Raw genomic sequence first — 14,917 nt, forward strand, 5'->3', positions numbered from 1 at the left:
TCAGTTCTGACCCATTTCGGCCATCATCTGCTCGATGCGGGCAACATCCGAAGGGTTGTTAAGTTCCCAGAATTGTCGTCCGCGCGATTCGACTTCGACACAAAGCACGTGGCGGCCCTGTTCCAGAAAGCGCAGCTGCTCCAGCCCCTCCAGCCTTTCCAGCGTGCCTTCAGGCCAGCCGGGATAGGCTGCCAGCGCCTCGGGACGATAGGCATAGACGCCGACATGATGAAAGACGGGGCTCGGCTGGTCGTCGCTGAAGCTGTCGGCGGCGTAGGGAATCACCTCTTTCGAGAAATAGAGCGCCCTGCCCCCCTGCCCGAAGACCGCCGTCGTGCCGCCCACCCGACCCGCATGGCGGTCGGCGATCAGCTCGGCCCGCATCCGGCCGGTGCAGCGCAGGACCGGGGTGGCGATCTCGGCATCCGGGGCTGCGCGAAGGCCCGCGACCAGATCCTCGACGAACCACGCGGGAGTCAGCGGCGCATCGCCCTGAAGGTTCACGACGATCTCGGGGGCGATGCCCATGCGCTCGATCGCCTCGGCGCAGCGTTCGGTGCCGTTGCGGCATCCGGTGCTGGTCATCACCACCTCGGCGCCGAAGCCCTGGGCGTGATCGCGGATGCGGTCGTCGTCGGTCGCCACCACGACCCGGTCCACTCCGCGCACGGCCATCGCGGCCTCGTGGCTGCGGCGGATCAGGCTGCGGGCCTCGCCCCCCGCCCCCCGCAATTCGACCAGAGGCTTGCCGGGATAGCGGCTCGAGGCGTGGCGCGCGGGAATGACGATGACGACCGACATCAGTCCTTCACCAGAAGGACGCCGGGCGCGTAGGCGATGAAGAACGGGTTCTCGAAGCCGGGCTTGCCGTAGGTCAGCGCGGTGTGGTCGTCGAAGCGCACGACCTCGCCGCCCGCGCCGCGCAGCACCGCGTCGCCCGCCGCCGTGTCCCATTCCATCGTGCGGCCCAGCCGGGGATAAAGATCCGCCTCGCCCGTCGCCACCAGGCAGAACTTGAGCGAACTGCCCGCGCTGGTCATGTCGCGCACGCCGTAGCGCGCGATGTATTCATCCGTCGCCGCGTCGCGGTGCGATTTCGAGGCCACCACCATCAGCGCGCGGTTGTCAGGCGTCGCGTTCACGCCGATGGGCTGGGTCTCGCCGGGCTCGGTGCCGAAGGGGCCCGTCTCCTCGACCGAGCGGCCGTCGGCGGTGGTGTAGAACAGCCGACCCTTGGCCGGCGCATAGACGACGCCGCGCACCGGCACGCCGTTCTCGACATAGGCAATGTTGACGGTGAAGTCGCCGCGGCGCTGCACGAATTCCTTGGTGCCGTCCAGCGGGTCCACGATCAGGAAGCTGCTGAGGCTCTGGCCATGCGTCTCGGCCTGTTCCTCGGTCACCAGGGGGACATCGGGAAAGACCGCGCGCAGGCCTTCCGAGATCAGCGCATCGGCCGCCTCGTCGGCAGCGGTCACGGGCGAATCATCCGACTTGGAGCGGGTCTCGAAATCGTCCGAGTTGTAGATTTCCATGATCCGGTCACCGGCCAGCAGGGCCAGACGGCGCATTTCCGAGGTCAGACGATCAAATTGCATCCAGTTTCCTTTCGTGGCGCGGGTCCGGCGGGCGGGCGCGGGCTCCGCACGGATTGTGCGGCCGCTTGCGCACCCTTATGATGGGCCGCAAGCCCTACGGCAAGCATCAGGCGCGGCACATGCCCGCCCGATCCGCGGTTGCGCGGTGGCCGGGCATCGAAGGGACCACGCATGTTCAAGCAGCGCCATAACCGAAACATGCTGGAGGCGACCTTCGCCACCACGGCGCTGATCTATCATCAGACTGTCTACAAGCTGCGAACGCAACATCGCAATGCGCTGGTCGGTCTGCTGCTGACGATGATGCAGAGCCTGATCATGATCGTGGTTCTGATGACGTTGTTCCTTCTGATCGGCATCCGCACATCGCCGATCCGCGGCGACTTCATGCTCTACATCATGTCCGGCATCTTCATGTTCATGACCCATGTGCAGACCGTGGGGCAGGTTTCAAACAGCCACTCCATCTCGTCGGCGCTGGTCAAGCACGAGCCCTTGAACGCAGCCATCCTGATTTCGGCCGCAGCCTTGTCGGTGCTATACCGCCAGACAATCGTCTGCCTGACGGTGCTGACCACATACCATCTGGCCTTTGCCCCGATCTCTCTTTACGACCCGGTCGGAGCGGCAGCCCTGTTCCTGCTGGCGTGGTTCTCCGGCATCTCCGTCGGGATCATCTTCCTGGGCATAAAGCCGTGGGCGCCGGCAGTGGCAACCACGTTGACCATCTTCTATCAGCGGGTCAACATGTTCGCTTCGGGCAAGATGTTTGTCGCCAACACAATCCCCGGCTTCATCCTGCCCTGGTTCATCTGGAACCCGCTGTTTCACCTGATCGACCAGCAGCGGGGCTTCATCTTCATCAACTACTCGCCGCACCGCACCGTGCTGCTCTATCCGCTGTGGTTCTCGATCGGGGCGCTGATGATCGGCCTGCTGATCAACTTCACCACACGCAAGTACGAATCCGCCAGCTGGGGCGCGATGCAGTAGCAAGGAAGCCCGCCGCTGCTTGCGGGCCTGAAATCCATCCCTATATACAGCCGCGAAGCCGTCCCGGCAGGACCCGGGCCAAGTCAAGGGATCGGGCCTCGGGGGCCGCAACGGACCCGAAGCCTGAATATCGCCGCAAGAAAGGTTAAGAAACTATGTCCAAAGTCATCGGCATCGACCTCGGCACCACGAACAGCTGCGTTGCGATCATGGATGGCAGCCAGCCCAAGGTCATCGAAAATAGCGAAGGCGCCCGCACCACGCCCTCGATCGTGGGCTTCACGGATGGCGAGCGTCTGGTCGGCCAGCCCGCCAAGCGCCAGGCCGTCACCAACCCCACGAACACCGTCTTTGCCGTCAAGCGCCTGATCGGCCGCCGCATCGGCGACGAAGCCGTCGAGAAGGACAAGAAGCTCGTCCCCTATGCCATCGTCGATGGCGGCAATGGCGACGCCTGGGTCGAGGTGAAGGGCGAGAAGTTCTCGCCGGCGCAGGTCAGCGCGATGATCCTGCAGAAGATGAAGGAAACCGCCGAAAGCTATCTGGGCGAGCCCGTCACCCAGGCGGTCATCACTGTTCCGGCCTATTTCAACGACGCGCAGCGTCAGGCCACCAAGGATGCCGGCAAGATCGCCGGTCTCGAAGTCCTGCGCATCATCAACGAGCCGACCGCGGCGGCCCTGGCCTATGGCCTGGACAAAAAGGACAGCAAGACCATCGCGGTCTATGACCTTGGCGGCGGCACCTTCGACATCACGATCCTGGAGATCGACGACGGCCTGTTCGAGGTGAAGTCCACCAACGGCGACACCTTCCTCGGCGGCGAGGATTTCGACATGCGGATCGTCAGCTACCTGGCCGACGAGTTCAAGAAAGAGCATGGCGTCGACTTGACCGGCGACAAGATGGCCCTGCAGCGCCTGAAGGAGGCCGCGGAAAAGGCCAAGATCGAGCTGTCCTCGTCCAGTCAGACCGAGATCAACCAGCCCTTCATCAGCATGGACAAGAACAGCGGCACGCCGCTGCACTTGGTCGTGAAGCTGACCCGCGCCAAGCTGGAAAGCCTTGTGGCCGACCTGATCAAGCGCACGATGAAGCCCGTGCAAGAGGCGCTGAAGGATGCCGGCTGCTCGAAATCCGACATCGACGAGGTCGTTCTGGTCGGCGGCATGACCCGTATGCCCAAGGTCGTGGCCGAAGTGACCGAGTTCTTCGGCAAGGAGCCGCACAAGGGCGTGAACCCCGACGAGGTCGTGGCGCTCGGTGCGGCTATCCAGGCCGGCGTGCTGCAGGGTGACGTCAAGGACGTCGTGCTGCTGGACGTGACGCCCCTGTCCCTGGGCATCGAGACGCTTGGCGGCGTCTTCACCCGCCTGATCGACCGCAACACCACGATCCCGACCAAGAAGTCGCAGATCTTCTCGACCGCCGAAGACAACCAGAACGCGGTGACGATCCGCGTCTTCCAGGGCGAGCGCGAGATGGCCGCGGACAACAAGATGCTGGGCCAGTTCAATCTGGAAAACATCCCGCCCGCGCCGCGCGGCATGCCCCAGATCGAGGTGACCTTCGACATCGACGCCAACGGCATCGTCTCGGTCAGCGCCAAGGACAAGGGCACCGGCAAGGAGCAGAAGATCACCATCCAGGCCTCGGGCGGTCTCAGCGACGAGGATATCGAGCGGATGGTGAAGGATGCCGAACAGAACGCCGAGGCCGACAAGTCCCGCCGCGAACTGGTCGAGGCCAAGAACCAGGCCGAAAGCCTGATCCACTCGACCCGCAAGTCGCTGGAAGAGCATGGCGACAAGGTCGACAGCTCGACCGTCGAGGCGATCGAACTGGCGGTCGGCGCGCTGGAGGAATCGGTCAAGTCCGAGGATGCCGGCAAGATCCGCTCGGGCATCCAGAACGTGATGGACGCCTCGATGCGTCTGGGCGAGGCGATCTACAAGGCGCAGGCCGGGGCCGAGGGCGGCTCGGACGATGACGGCGACAACCCGCGCAGCGTGGACGACGACATCGTGGATGCCGATTTCGAGGATCTGGGCGAAGACAAGAAGCGCGGCTGATCCGGGCCGCGAACCCGAGAAGGGCCGGCCCGCGCATCAGCGGGCCGGCTTGTTCGTTGGGGATTGCTGAACAGGACGACAGATGAGCAAGCGTTGCTACTACGAGGTGCTCGGGATCAGCCGCGGCGCCTCGGCGGACGAGATCAAGAAGGCCTATCGCAGCAAGGCGAAGGAACTGCATCCCGACCGCAACAAGGACGACGCCACAGCCGAGGCCCGGTTCAAGGAAGTGAACGAGGCCTATGACTGCCTCAAGGACGACCAGAAGAAGGCCGCCTATGACCGCTTTGGCCATGCCGCCTTCGAGGGTGGCGGCGGTGGGTTCGGCGGCGCGCGGGGCGGGCATCCGGGCGATTTCGGCGCGGCTTTCGCGGATGTGTTCGAGGATCTCTTCGGCGACATGATGGGCCGTCGCGGTGGCGGCGCCGGACGGTCGCGCGCCCAACGCGGGCAGGATCTGCGCTACAATCTGCGCGTCTCGCTGGAAGAGGCCTATCGCGGCACGCAGAAGACCATCAGCGTTCCGGGCTCTGTCGCCTGCGAGGAATGTCAGGGCACCGGCGCCGAGGGGGCGTCCCAGCCTGCCGCCTGCCCCACCTGTGCCGGCATGGGCAAGGTCCGGGCGCAGCAGGGTTTCTTCACCGTGGAACGCACCTGCCCGACCTGCGGCGGCGCGGGGCAGATCGTCAAGAACCCCTGCAAGGCCTGCCACGGCGCGGGCCGGGTGGAACGCGAACGCACGCTGTCGGTGAACATCCCTGCCGGCGTCGAGACCGGCACCCGCATCCGCCTGGCCGGCGAGGGCGAGGCCGGTCTGCGCGGCGGGCATCCGGGCGATCTCTATATCTTTGTCGAGGTGGCCGAACACGAGATCTTCCTGCGAGAAGGCAAGATGCTGGCCTGTCAGGTTCCGGTCAGCATGGCGACCGCCGCCCTGGGCGGCGAGGTCGAGGTGCCGACGATCGACGGCGGCCGTGCGCGCGTCAAGGTGCCGGCCGGCAGCCAGTCGGGCCGCCAGATGCGCCTGCGCGGCAAGGGCATGCCGCCCCTGCGCCACGGTCCCGGCGCGGGCGGCGATTTCGGCGACATGTTGATCGAACTGACGGTCGAGACCCCGGTGAACCTGTCGGCGCGCCAGAAGGACTTGCTGCGCGAGTTCGAGGCCGCCAGTTCCGGCGACAACAGCCCGCAATCCGAGGGGTTCTTCGACAAGGTGAAGCACTTCTGGGAAGGCATGACGCGTTAGCCTTTTCTTAACCGCCATGCGCGCAGGATGGCGGCATGGACCAGAATCGCGCCTTCGGTGAAATGCCCCTGCCCCTGTTCGCGCCGGCCCCCGACGATGTGGGGCAGGCGCCGCCCGGAGGCGGGCGCTCGCCCTCGTATCTGGCCGATCACAGGGCGCGGCTGCGCGAACGCTTCATGGCGGGCGGCGCGGCCGCCCTGCCGGATTACGAGATGCTGGAACTGGTCCTGTTCCGCGCCATCCCGCGGCAGGATGTAAAGCCCCTTGCCCGCCGCCTGATCGAGATCTTCGGCGATTTCAACCGCGTCGTCACCGCCCCTGCAGCCCGGCTGCAGCAGGTCGATGGCGTGGGTCCGGCGGTCGTCACCGAGCTCAAGATCGTCGAGGCCGCCGCGCAGCGCATGGCGCGGGCTCGGGTGATGCACCGCCCGGTCCTGTCCGGCTGGCAGGCGCTGCTGGATTATTGCCACACCGCCATGGCGCACGGCGAGATCGAGGAGTTTCGCGTCCTGTTCCTGGACCGCAAGAACATCCTGATCGCCGACGAGGCGCAGGCGCGCGGCACCGTCGACCACGTCCCGGTCTATCCGCGAGAGGTGATCAGACGCGCGCTTGAACTGAATGCCTCGGCGCTGATCCTCGTCCACAACCATCCGTCCGGCGATCCCACGCCCTCGGATGCCGACATCTCGATGACGGCCCGGATCGCGCAGGCCGCCGACAGCATGGGAATCACCGTCCACGACCATCTGATCATCGGCAAGTCGCGCGAACTGAGCTTCCGCTCCGAAGGGCTGCTCTGAGTCGGGGCGAACCCGTCAGCCCGCCCCGTCCGACAAGATCTCTGCGACAGCAGGTCGCAGTTTGGGCGCAAACGGTGGCCGACGAGCCTGCCGATGCGGCGATTTGCGACGCTGCCCACGGGCTTATCATCTGGACTGACACGGATTTGAACGCTAGAACCGCCTGCGCGAAGGCTGCGTTCGGACGCGGCCCGGAATGTCGTATCGGCCAAGATTTGAGGCCCGAATTGGAGTATGACCCGTGTCCCACGCAGATGACCACGTAGGCACCCGGAGGGATTTCCTCTACTATGCCACGGCGGGCGCAGGCACGGTGGCCGCCGGTGCCGCCGCCTGGACGCTTGTGAATCAGATGAACCCGTCGGCCGATGTGCAGGCGCTTGCCTCGATCCAGGTCGATGTCAGCGGCGTCGCTCCGGGTTCGCAGATCACCGTGCTGTTCCTGGGCAAGCCCGTGTTCATCCGCCGCCGCACCCCCGCCGAGATCGAGGCGGGCCGCGCGGTTCAGCTGAACGAGCTGATGGACCAGAACGCGCAGAACCCCAATCTTGGCGACAACGAGCCCGCGACCGACGAGAACCGCACCCTCGATCCCGAGGGCGAGTGGCTGGTCCAGATCGGCGTCTGCACCCATCTGGGCTGCGTGCCGATCGGTGACGGCGCTGGCGATTTCGGCGGCTGGTTCTGCCCGTGCCACGGCAGCCACTACGACACGGCCGGCCGCATCCGTCGCGGCCCCGCGCCGCAAAACATGCATATTCCCGTGGCGTCGTTCCTGAACGACACCACCATCCAGCTGGGCTGAGGGGGGACCGATGGCCGGAATTCCGCACGATCATTACGAACCCAAGTCGGGGTTCGAACGCTGGCTGCACCGCCGCCTTCCGGTGGCGGGGCTGCTTTACGACACCCTCATGATCCCCACGCCCAAGAACCTGAACTGGATGTGGATCTGGGGCATCGTCCTCGTCTTCTGCCTTGTGCTTCAGATCGTTACCGGCATCGTGCTGGTGATGCACTACACGCCGCATGTCGATCTGGCCTTCGCCAGCGTCGAACACATCATGCGTAACGTGAATGGCGGCTACATGCTGCGCTATCTGCACGCGAACGGCGCCTCGCTGTTCTTCGTGGCGGTCTATCTGCACATCTTCCGCGGCCTCTATTACGGCAGCTACAAGGCCCCGCGTGAGGTGACCTGGATCATCGGCATGCTGATCTACCTGCTGATGATGGCCACGGCCTTCATGGGCTATGTTCTGCCCTGGGGTCAGATGTCCTTCTGGGGCGCGACCGTGATCACCGGCCTCTTCGGCGCCATTCCCGGCGTGGGCGAGACGATCCAGACCTGGCTTCTGGGCGGACCGGCGGTCGACAACGCGACGCTCAACCGCTTCTTCTCGCTGCATTATCTGCTGCCCTTCGTGATCCTGGGCCTGGTGATCGTGCATATCTGGGCCTTCCACACGACCGGCAACAACAACCCCACCGGGGTCGAGGTGCGCCGTTCCAGCAAGGAGGAGGCCGAGCGCGACACCCTGCCCTTCTGGCCCTATTTCGTGATCAAGGACCTGTTCGCGCTGGCCCTGATCCTGGTCGTGTTCTTCGCCATCGTCGGCTTCATGCCGAACTATCTGGGCCATGCCGACAACTACATCCCGGCCAACCCGATGGTGACGCCCGCCCATATCGTGCCGGAATGGTACTTCCTGCCCTTCTACGCCATCCTGCGCGCCTTTGACGGCGATGTCTGGCTGGTGCAGCTGGTCCAGTTCGTCACCTTCGGCATCGTGGACGCCAAGTTCTTCGGCGTGCTGGCGATGTTCGGCGCGATCCTGGTCCTGGCGCTTGCGCCTTGGCTGGACACGTCGCGCGTCCGTTCGGGCCGCTATCGCCCGATGTTCAAGTGGTGGTTCTGGCTGCTGGCCGCGGACTTCATGCTGCTGATGTGGGTCGGCGCCATGCCGGCCGAGGGGATTTATCCCTACATCGCGCTGGTTGGTTCGGCCTACTGGTTCGCCTATTTCCTCGTGATCCTGCCGCTTCTGGGTGTGATCGAGAAACCCGATCCCGTCCCGGCCACGATCGAGGAAGACTTCAACGCGCATTACGGCGCCAAGGCGACACCGGCCGAGTAAGGAGAGCCAAGGAATGACCCTGAGAACCAAGACGCTCACGGCGGCTCTGGCGCTGACGATCTCTGCCGGTGGGCTGGCCTGGGCGCAGGACAGCACGACCGTGCCGATGACGGCGCCGGCCGACGCCCCCGCAGCGGGCGCCGAAGGCACCGGCTTCGTCGCCACCCCCGAGGCAGCCGAGGAGGCCCCCGCGACCGAGGCACAGCCCGAGGCCGAGGCGACCGAAGCCCCCGCCGAGGAGGCCCCGGCCGAAGCAGAAGCCCCCGCTGACGAGGCGGCGGCCGAGGAAGCCGCGCCCGCCGACGAGGCAGCGGCCGGAGCCGAGGCCGATGCGGTCGGATTGTCGGCGGGTGAGGAATCCGTCGTCCCGGTCGAGACCACCGAGGCGATTCCCGCCGTCGAGGACCACGCCCGTCTGGAAGCCGGTGTCGAGGAAGCCGTCGATCCCGGCGCCGACGAGGATGCCGTCGATCCCTATGGCGGCGGCACCTATTACGGCCATACCGAGGACGTCGCCTTCAGCTTCGAAGGTCCGTTCGGCCGCTTCGACCAGTTCCAGCTGCAGCGCGGCCTTCAGGTCTATACCGAGGTCTGCGCCGCCTGCCACGGCATGCAATACGTTCCGATCCGCACCCTGTCGGACCAGAACGGCCCCGGCCTGCCCGAGAACCAGGTCCGTGCCTATGCGGCCGAGCTGCTGCCGATCTTCGACCCGGCCCTGGGCGAAGAGCGTCCGCGCGTGCCCACCGACCACTTCCCCACCATCGAGGGCGCGGGCATGGGTCCCGACCTGTCGGTGATGGCCAAGGCGCGTGCGGGCTTCCACGGCCCCTATGGCACCGGCATCAACCAGCTGGTGCGCGGCATCGGCGGCCCGGAATACATCTATTCGCTGCTGGCCGGCTATACCGGACAGGAAAAGGAAGAGGCCGGCACGCTCTATTACGGCAACACGGCATTCCCGGGTGGCTGGATCAGCATGGCCCCGCCGCTGTCGGATGACCGCGTGACCTACGAGGACGGCACCCCGGCCACGGTCGAGCAGATGTCCATGGATGTCGCGGCCTTCCTGATGTGGACGGCCGAGCCCAAGATGATGGATCGCAAGCAGGTCGGCCTTGTGTCGGTGCTGTTCCTGATCCTTCTGACGGTGCTGCTGTATCTGACCAACAAGCGTCTGTGGGCGCCGCACAAGAACAAGCTGAAGCACTGATCTCAGCGCAACGGCCAAGGACGCGCCCCTTCCGGGGCGCGTTTTTCGTTTCTGGACAAGCACGGTGCGGGCGCGTCACTCTGGCGCCGGTCGAAAGGGGGGATCATGGCGATCTGGAATCTGGGGTCGATCAACATCGACCATGTCTACCGCCTGCCGCATCTGCCGCAGCCCGGCGAGACGCTGGCGGCACGCGGCTACGGGCTGGGCCTGGGCGGCAAGGGGGCGAACCAGTCGGTGGCCGCCGCGCGGGCTGGGTCGGTGACGCATCATCTGGGCGCGATGGGGGTCGCGGATGACTGGGTTCTGGCCCGGCTGGACGCGGCGGGGATCCGCACCGGCGCGATCCAGCGCCTGCCCGAGCAGGCGACGGGCCATGCCATCATCCTGCTGGATGCCCAGGCCGAGAACGCCATCGTCATCCATCCCGGCGCGAACCGCGCCATCGACGAGGCCCGCCTGACCGGCGATCTGGCCGGGATCGCGTCGGGCGACCTGCTGCTTTTGCAGAACGAGACCAGCGCCCAGCCCGAGGCCGCCGCCGAGGCCCGCGCGCGGGGTGCGCGCGTCGTCTATTCAGCCGCGCCCTTCGACCTTCAGGCGGTGCGTGCGGTCCTGCCGCATGTCTCGATCCTTGCGATGAACGAGGGCGAGGCCGCGCAGCTGGGCGCCGCCATGCCCGAAGGGCCGGGCGTCGAGGCGATGCTGATCACCAAGGGCGCGAAGGGCGCCGAATACCGCGACCTGCGCACCGGCGCGGTGCATCACCAGCCGGCCTTCCGCGTCGATCCGGTCGACACGACCGGTGCGGGCGACACCTTCGCGGGCTATTTCGCCGCCGGGCTAGATCAGGGGCTGGATGTGCCGCAGGCGCTGCGTCTGGCCTCGGCGGCTGCGGCGCTGAAGGTCACGCGGGCAGGGGCAGGCGACGCCATCCCCACCCGCGCCGAGGTCGAGGCATTTCTGGCCGATCAGCCGATCTGACCGCGCAGGCCCCCAGTCTGCGCCCGGTCCATCAGCAGATGGTCCAGGATCACGCAGGCCGCCATCGCCTCGGCCACGGGAACGGCGCGGATGCCGACGCAGGGGTCGTGGCGGCCCTTGGTGATCACGTCGATCTCTTCGCCGCGCGCATTGATCGAGCGGCGCGGCGTGGTGATCGAACTGGTCGGCTTGATGGCGAAACGCACCACGATATCCTGACCGGTGGAAATCCCGCCCAGAATGCCGCCCGCATGGTTCGACAGGAATTCCGGCCCGTCCGGCCCCATGCGGATCTCGTCGGCATTTTCCACCCCGGTCAGCGCGGCCGAGGCCATGCCCTCGCCGATCTCGACCGCCTTGACCGCGTTGATCGACATCATCGCGGCGGCCAGATCGGTGTCCAGTTTCGCATAGACCGGCGCGCCAAGGCCGGGCGGGCAGCCCTGAACGCAGACCTCGATCGCCGCGCCGACGCTGTTCTGGTCCTTGCGGATGCCATCGAGGTAATCCGACCAAGCCTGAACCGCGCCCGCATCGGGCAGAAAGAACGGATTGTCGTTCACCGCGCCCAGGTCCAGGCGCGCGCGGTCCAGATGCATGGCCCCCATCTGCACCATGTAGCCGGTGATCTTCAGATCGGGCACAAGCCGCGCCAGCACCGCCTGCGCGACCGCACCCGCCGCGACCCGCGCCGCCGTCTCGCGCGCCGAAGACCGACCGCCGCCGCGATAATCGCGCACGCCGTATTTCAGGTGATAGGTGATGTCGGCATGGCCGGGGCGGAAGCTGGTCGCGATGTCGCCGTAATCCTTGGACCGCTGATCGGTGTTCTCGATCATCAGCTGGATCGAGGTGCCGGTCGTCACCCCCTCGAAGACGCCCGACAGGATGCGCACCTGATCGGGCTCGCGCCGTTGGGTCGTGTGCTTCGACGTGCCGGGGCGGCGGCGGTCCAGAAAGCGCTGGATGTATGCCTCGTCCAGCGGCACGCCCGGCGGCACGCCGTCCACCGTCGCGCCAAGCGCGGGGCCGTGGCTTTCGCCCCAGGTCGTGAACCGGAACTCGCGGCCGAAAGTGTTGTAGCTCATGGGCGCGTCTCCTCGGACAGGGCTTTCAGTTCGTAGATCAGATCCAGCGCCTCGCGGGGGCTGAGCGTATCGGGATGCACCGCCTTCAGGCGGTCGTCCAGCGGCCGGGTCCTGGGCGCGGGCGGGGGCGCGGCGCGGAACAGCGGCAGATCGTCGATCAGCGCGACGGGCCGGGTCGATCCCTGCCGTTCGCCCGATTCCAGCGCATCCAGCACCGACCGCGCACGTTCGACGACCGAGGCCGGCAGGCCCGCCAGCTTGGCCACCTGCACCCCGTAGCTGCGATCCGCCGCGCCCTTGCGCACCTCGTGCAGAAAGATCACCTCGCCCTGCCATTCGCGCACGGCGACGGTGGCATTTTCGACCCCGTCCAGCTTGGCCGAAAGCGCCGTCATCTCGTGGTAATGCGTGGCGAAGAGGGCGCGGCAGCGATTGGCCTCGTGCAGATGCTCCATCACCGCCCAGGCGATGGACAGCCCGTCCCAGGTCGAGGTGCCGCGTCCGATCTCGTCCAGGATCACCAGCGCGCGGTCATCGGCCTGATTGAGGATCGCGGCGGTCTCGACCATCTCGACCATGAAGGTCGAGCGACCGCGCGCCAGATCGTCAGCGGCGCCGACCCGGCTGAAAAGCTGGCTGACCAGCCCGACATGCGCCGCCCGCGCGGGAACGAAGGCGCCCGCCTGCGCCAGCACCGCGATCAGCGCGTTCTGCCGCAGAAAGGTCGATTTGCCCGCCATGTTCGGGCCGGTCAGCAGCCAGATCGCAGGCGTCGTGCCGCCGGTCAGCGCACAATCATTGGCAACGAAGCTTTCCGCCTTGCGCTTCAGCGCACGCTCGACTACCGGATGGCGGCCGCCCTCGATTACGAAGGCGCGGCTGTCATCGACGCGCGGCCTGACCCAGCCCTCGCCCGAGGCCAGATCGGCGAAGGCGCAGCCCAGATCGATCTCGGCCAAAGCGCGGGCGGCCTGTCCGATCTGCGCGGCGCGGCCCAGCACGGCGGCGCGCAGACGGTCGAAGATGCCGCGCTCGATCTCCAGCGCGCGGTCGCGGGCGTTCAGGATGCGGGTCTCCAGTTCCGACAGATCGACCGTGGTGAAGCGGATCTGGTTCGCGGTCGTCTGGCGGTGGATGAAGGTCTGGTTCAGCGGCGGGGCCATCATGCGTTCGGCATGGGTCGTCGTCGTCTCGATGAAATAGCCCAGCACGTTGTTGTGCTTGATCTTCAGGCTGGGCACGCCGGCCAGCGCCGCGTAGTCGGCCTGCATCCCGGCGATGACGCCGCGCCCCTCGTCGCGCAGGCGCCGGGTCTGGTCCAGATCGTCGTCATAGCCCTCGGCCACGAAGCCGCCGTCGCGCGCCAGAAGCGGCGGCTCGGCCACCAGCGCATCGTCCAGCAACGCGACCAGTTCGTCATGCCCGACCAGATCGCACGCCGCTTCGGCCAGCAGGGGCGGCGCATCGCCGGGCAGGCGCGCCGCGATGGCCGCGCCCTGCGACAGCCCGTTGCGGATCGCGGCCAGATCGCGCGGCCCGCCGCGTTCCAGCGCCAGCCGCGACAGCGCGCGGTCCATGTCGGGCACGCGGGCCAGCGCCGCCCGCAGATCCGCCAGCAACCGCGCATCCACGGCCAGAGCCTCGACCGCATCATGCCGGGCCGCGATCAGGGCCAGATCGCGCGACGGGGCGCTGATCCGGCGTTCCAGCAGGCGCGCGCCCGCCGCCGTCACCGTGCGGTCGATCGCCGCCAGCAGCGAGCCCTCGCGCCCGCCCGACAGGGCCTGCGTCAGTTCCAGATTGCGCCGTGTCGCCGCGTCGATCTGCATCGCGCCGCCCGCCCGTTCCCGAACCGGAGGCCGCAGCAGCGGCAGCTTGCCCTTCTGCGTCAGCTCCAGATAATCGACGATGGCGCCCATCGCGGACAGTTCCGCGCGCGTGAAGCTGCCGAAACCGTCCAGCGTCTCGACCCCGTAAAGTGCACAAAGCCTCCGCGCGCCCGCACCGCTGTCGAAGGCGCCGGCATGCAGGTCGGTCATGGCCGCGCCTGCCTCGGCCACCAGATCCTCGAGTGCGGGATCGCAGCACAGAACCTCGCGCGGGGCCAGACGGGCCAGTTCGGGCGCAAGGCGGGGCAGGGGGCAATCCATCACGGAAAACGCCCCGGTCGAGATGTCCACCCAGGCCAGAGCGCCCTCGTCGCGGATGACCACGAAGGCCGCCAGGTAATTGTGCCGCCGCGCCTCCAGCAGCGATTCCTCGGTCAGGGTGCCGGGCGTGACCAGCCGCACCACGTCGCGGGCGACGACCGATTTCGAGCCGCGTTTCTTGGCCTCGGCCGGGTCCTCCATCTGTTCGGCGATGGCGACGCGGAACCCCTTGCGGATCAGCGTCAGCAGGTAGCTCTCGGCGGCATGAACCGGCACGCCGCACATCGGGATCGGCTCGCCCAGATGGGTGCCGCGCTTGGTCAGCGCGATGTCCAGCGCGGCCGCCGCCGCCACCGCGTCGTCGAAGAACATCTCGTAGAAATCGCCCATGCGATAGAACAGCAGCGCGCCGGGATTGGCCTCGCGGATCGCAAGATACTGCGCCATCATGGGCGTGGGCTGATCGGTCATGTCCTTCACCATGGCCTGCGTTCTAGCGCCTTGCGCGCGGGCGCGAAACCTCTACATTCAGCGCCACCTCGGGGTGCCTTCATGGCTGAGACGCGATTGCGGACCCGTTGAACCTGATCCGGCTAAAACCGGCGGAGGGAAGGTCACGCGCCCCTTTCATC

11 protein-coding genes, 1 pseudogene and 1 riboswitch are annotated in these 14,917 nt (G+C 66.9%); of the genes and pseudogenes, 8 read left to right on the plus strand and 4 right to left on the minus strand.

All coding sequences use genetic code 11. The features are described 5' to 3' along the window. Complete coding sequence (locus tag QAR72_RS10500) at positions 1-801, minus strand: 3-deoxy-manno-octulosonate cytidylyltransferase (RefSeq protein WP_304617326.1); 801 nt, start codon at positions 799-801, stop codon at positions 1-3. After that, positions 801-1,598, minus strand: coding sequence for a 3'(2'),5'-bisphosphate nucleotidase CysQ (gene cysQ / locus QAR72_RS10505; protein ID WP_304617327.1), 798 nt, complete (start codon positions 1,596-1,598; stop codon positions 801-803). Before cysQ ends, QAR72_RS10500 begins: the two co-directional genes overlap by 1 nt. A gap of 171 nt (positions 1,599-1,769) precedes the next feature. Here cysQ and QAR72_RS10510 point away from each other — a divergent pair, with 171 nt between their 5' ends. The 8 genes and pseudogenes from QAR72_RS10510 (at position 1,770) to QAR72_RS10545 (ending at position 11,047) form a co-directional block, all read left to right on the plus strand. Continuing rightward, the gene (locus QAR72_RS10510; RefSeq protein ID WP_304617328.1) at positions 1,770-2,591 is read left to right on the plus strand and encodes an ABC transporter permease; all 822 of its coding nucleotides are present in this window, start codon (positions 1,770-1,772) and stop codon (positions 2,589-2,591) included. A gap of 155 nt (positions 2,592-2,746) precedes the next feature. Then, positions 2,747-4,663: a molecular chaperone DnaK gene (dnaK, locus tag QAR72_RS10515; RefSeq protein WP_304617329.1), complete on the plus strand. Its 1,917-nt coding sequence runs from the start codon at positions 2,747-2,749 to the stop codon at positions 4,661-4,663. Positions 4,664-4,745: 82 nt separating this feature from the next. After that, the gene (dnaJ, locus tag QAR72_RS10520; protein WP_304617330.1) at positions 4,746-5,909 is read left to right on the plus strand and encodes a molecular chaperone DnaJ; all 1,164 of its coding nucleotides are present in this window, start codon (positions 4,746-4,748) and stop codon (positions 5,907-5,909) included. Between the two features lie 35 nt (positions 5,910-5,944). Beyond that, complete coding sequence (radC, locus tag QAR72_RS10525) at positions 5,945-6,712, plus strand: RadC family protein (RefSeq protein WP_304617331.1); 768 nt, start codon at positions 5,945-5,947, stop codon at positions 6,710-6,712. A 241-nt stretch (positions 6,713-6,953) separates the two neighbouring features. Next, entirely contained in the window at positions 6,954-7,517 is a 564-nt protein-coding gene (gene petA / locus QAR72_RS10530) for a ubiquinol-cytochrome c reductase iron-sulfur subunit (RefSeq protein WP_304617332.1), read from the plus strand. A 10-nt stretch (positions 7,518-7,527) separates the two neighbouring features. Then, positions 7,528-8,850, plus strand: coding sequence for a cytochrome b (gene petB, locus QAR72_RS10535; RefSeq protein ID WP_304617333.1), 1,323 nt, complete (start codon positions 7,528-7,530; stop codon positions 8,848-8,850). Positions 8,851-9,346: 496 nt separating this feature from the next. After that, positions 9,347-10,063: pseudogene (locus QAR72_RS15630) on the plus strand (cytochrome c1); the annotation flags it as partial. 105 nt (positions 10,064-10,168) lie between these two features. Beyond that, entirely contained in the window at positions 10,169-11,047 is an 879-nt protein-coding gene (locus QAR72_RS10545; RefSeq protein WP_304617335.1) for a PfkB family carbohydrate kinase, read from the plus strand. On the opposite strand, the gene aroC is transcribed toward QAR72_RS10545, so the two are convergent. Continuing rightward, entirely contained in the window at positions 11,035-12,135 is a 1,101-nt protein-coding gene (gene aroC, locus QAR72_RS10550; RefSeq protein ID WP_304617336.1) for a chorismate synthase, read from the minus strand. The two genes, QAR72_RS10545 and aroC, sit on opposite strands and share 13 nt — an antisense overlap. Next, entirely contained in the window at positions 12,132-14,756 is a 2,625-nt protein-coding gene (gene mutS / locus QAR72_RS10555) for a DNA mismatch repair protein MutS (protein WP_304617337.1), read from the minus strand. The genes aroC and mutS overlap by 4 nt, the downstream gene beginning before the upstream one ends. A 59-nt stretch (positions 14,757-14,815) precedes the next feature. Continuing rightward, positions 14,816-14,913: riboswitch (TPP riboswitch) on the plus strand. Positions 14,914-14,917: the final 4 nt, after the last annotated feature.

It is taken from the genome of Paracoccus sp. (in: a-proteobacteria), assembly GCF_030604785.1.
Lineage (GTDB): Bacteria > Pseudomonadota > Alphaproteobacteria > Rhodobacterales > Rhodobacteraceae > Paracoccus.

Excerpts from the sequence above, each read along its gene's own strand:
- QAR72_RS10500 (WP_304617326.1), bottom strand. The coding sequence starts at position 801 with ATGTCGGTCGTCATCGTCATTCCCGCGCGCCACGCCTCGAGCCGCTAT.
- cysQ (WP_304617327.1), bottom strand. The coding sequence starts at position 1,598 with ATGCAATTTGATCGTCTGACCTCGGAAATGCGCCGTCTGGCCCTGCTG.
- QAR72_RS10510 (WP_304617328.1), top strand. The coding sequence starts at position 1,770 with ATGTTCAAGCAGCGCCATAACCGAAACATGCTGGAGGCGACCTTCGCC.
- dnaK (WP_304617329.1), top strand. The coding sequence starts at position 2,747 with ATGTCCAAAGTCATCGGCATCGACCTCGGCACCACGAACAGCTGCGTT.
- dnaJ (WP_304617330.1), top strand. The coding sequence starts at position 4,746 with ATGAGCAAGCGTTGCTACTACGAGGTGCTCGGGATCAGCCGCGGCGCC.
- radC (WP_304617331.1), top strand. The coding sequence starts at position 5,945 with ATGGACCAGAATCGCGCCTTCGGTGAAATGCCCCTGCCCCTGTTCGCG.
- petB (WP_304617333.1), top strand. The coding sequence starts at position 7,528 with ATGGCCGGAATTCCGCACGATCATTACGAACCCAAGTCGGGGTTCGAA.
- QAR72_RS10545 (WP_304617335.1), top strand. The coding sequence starts at position 10,169 with ATGGCGATCTGGAATCTGGGGTCGATCAACATCGACCATGTCTACCGC.
- aroC (WP_304617336.1), bottom strand. The coding sequence starts at position 12,135 with ATGAGCTACAACACTTTCGGCCGCGAGTTCCGGTTCACGACCTGGGGC.
- mutS (WP_304617337.1), bottom strand. The coding sequence starts at position 14,756 with ATGACCGATCAGCCCACGCCCATGATGGCGCAGTATCTTGCGATCCGC.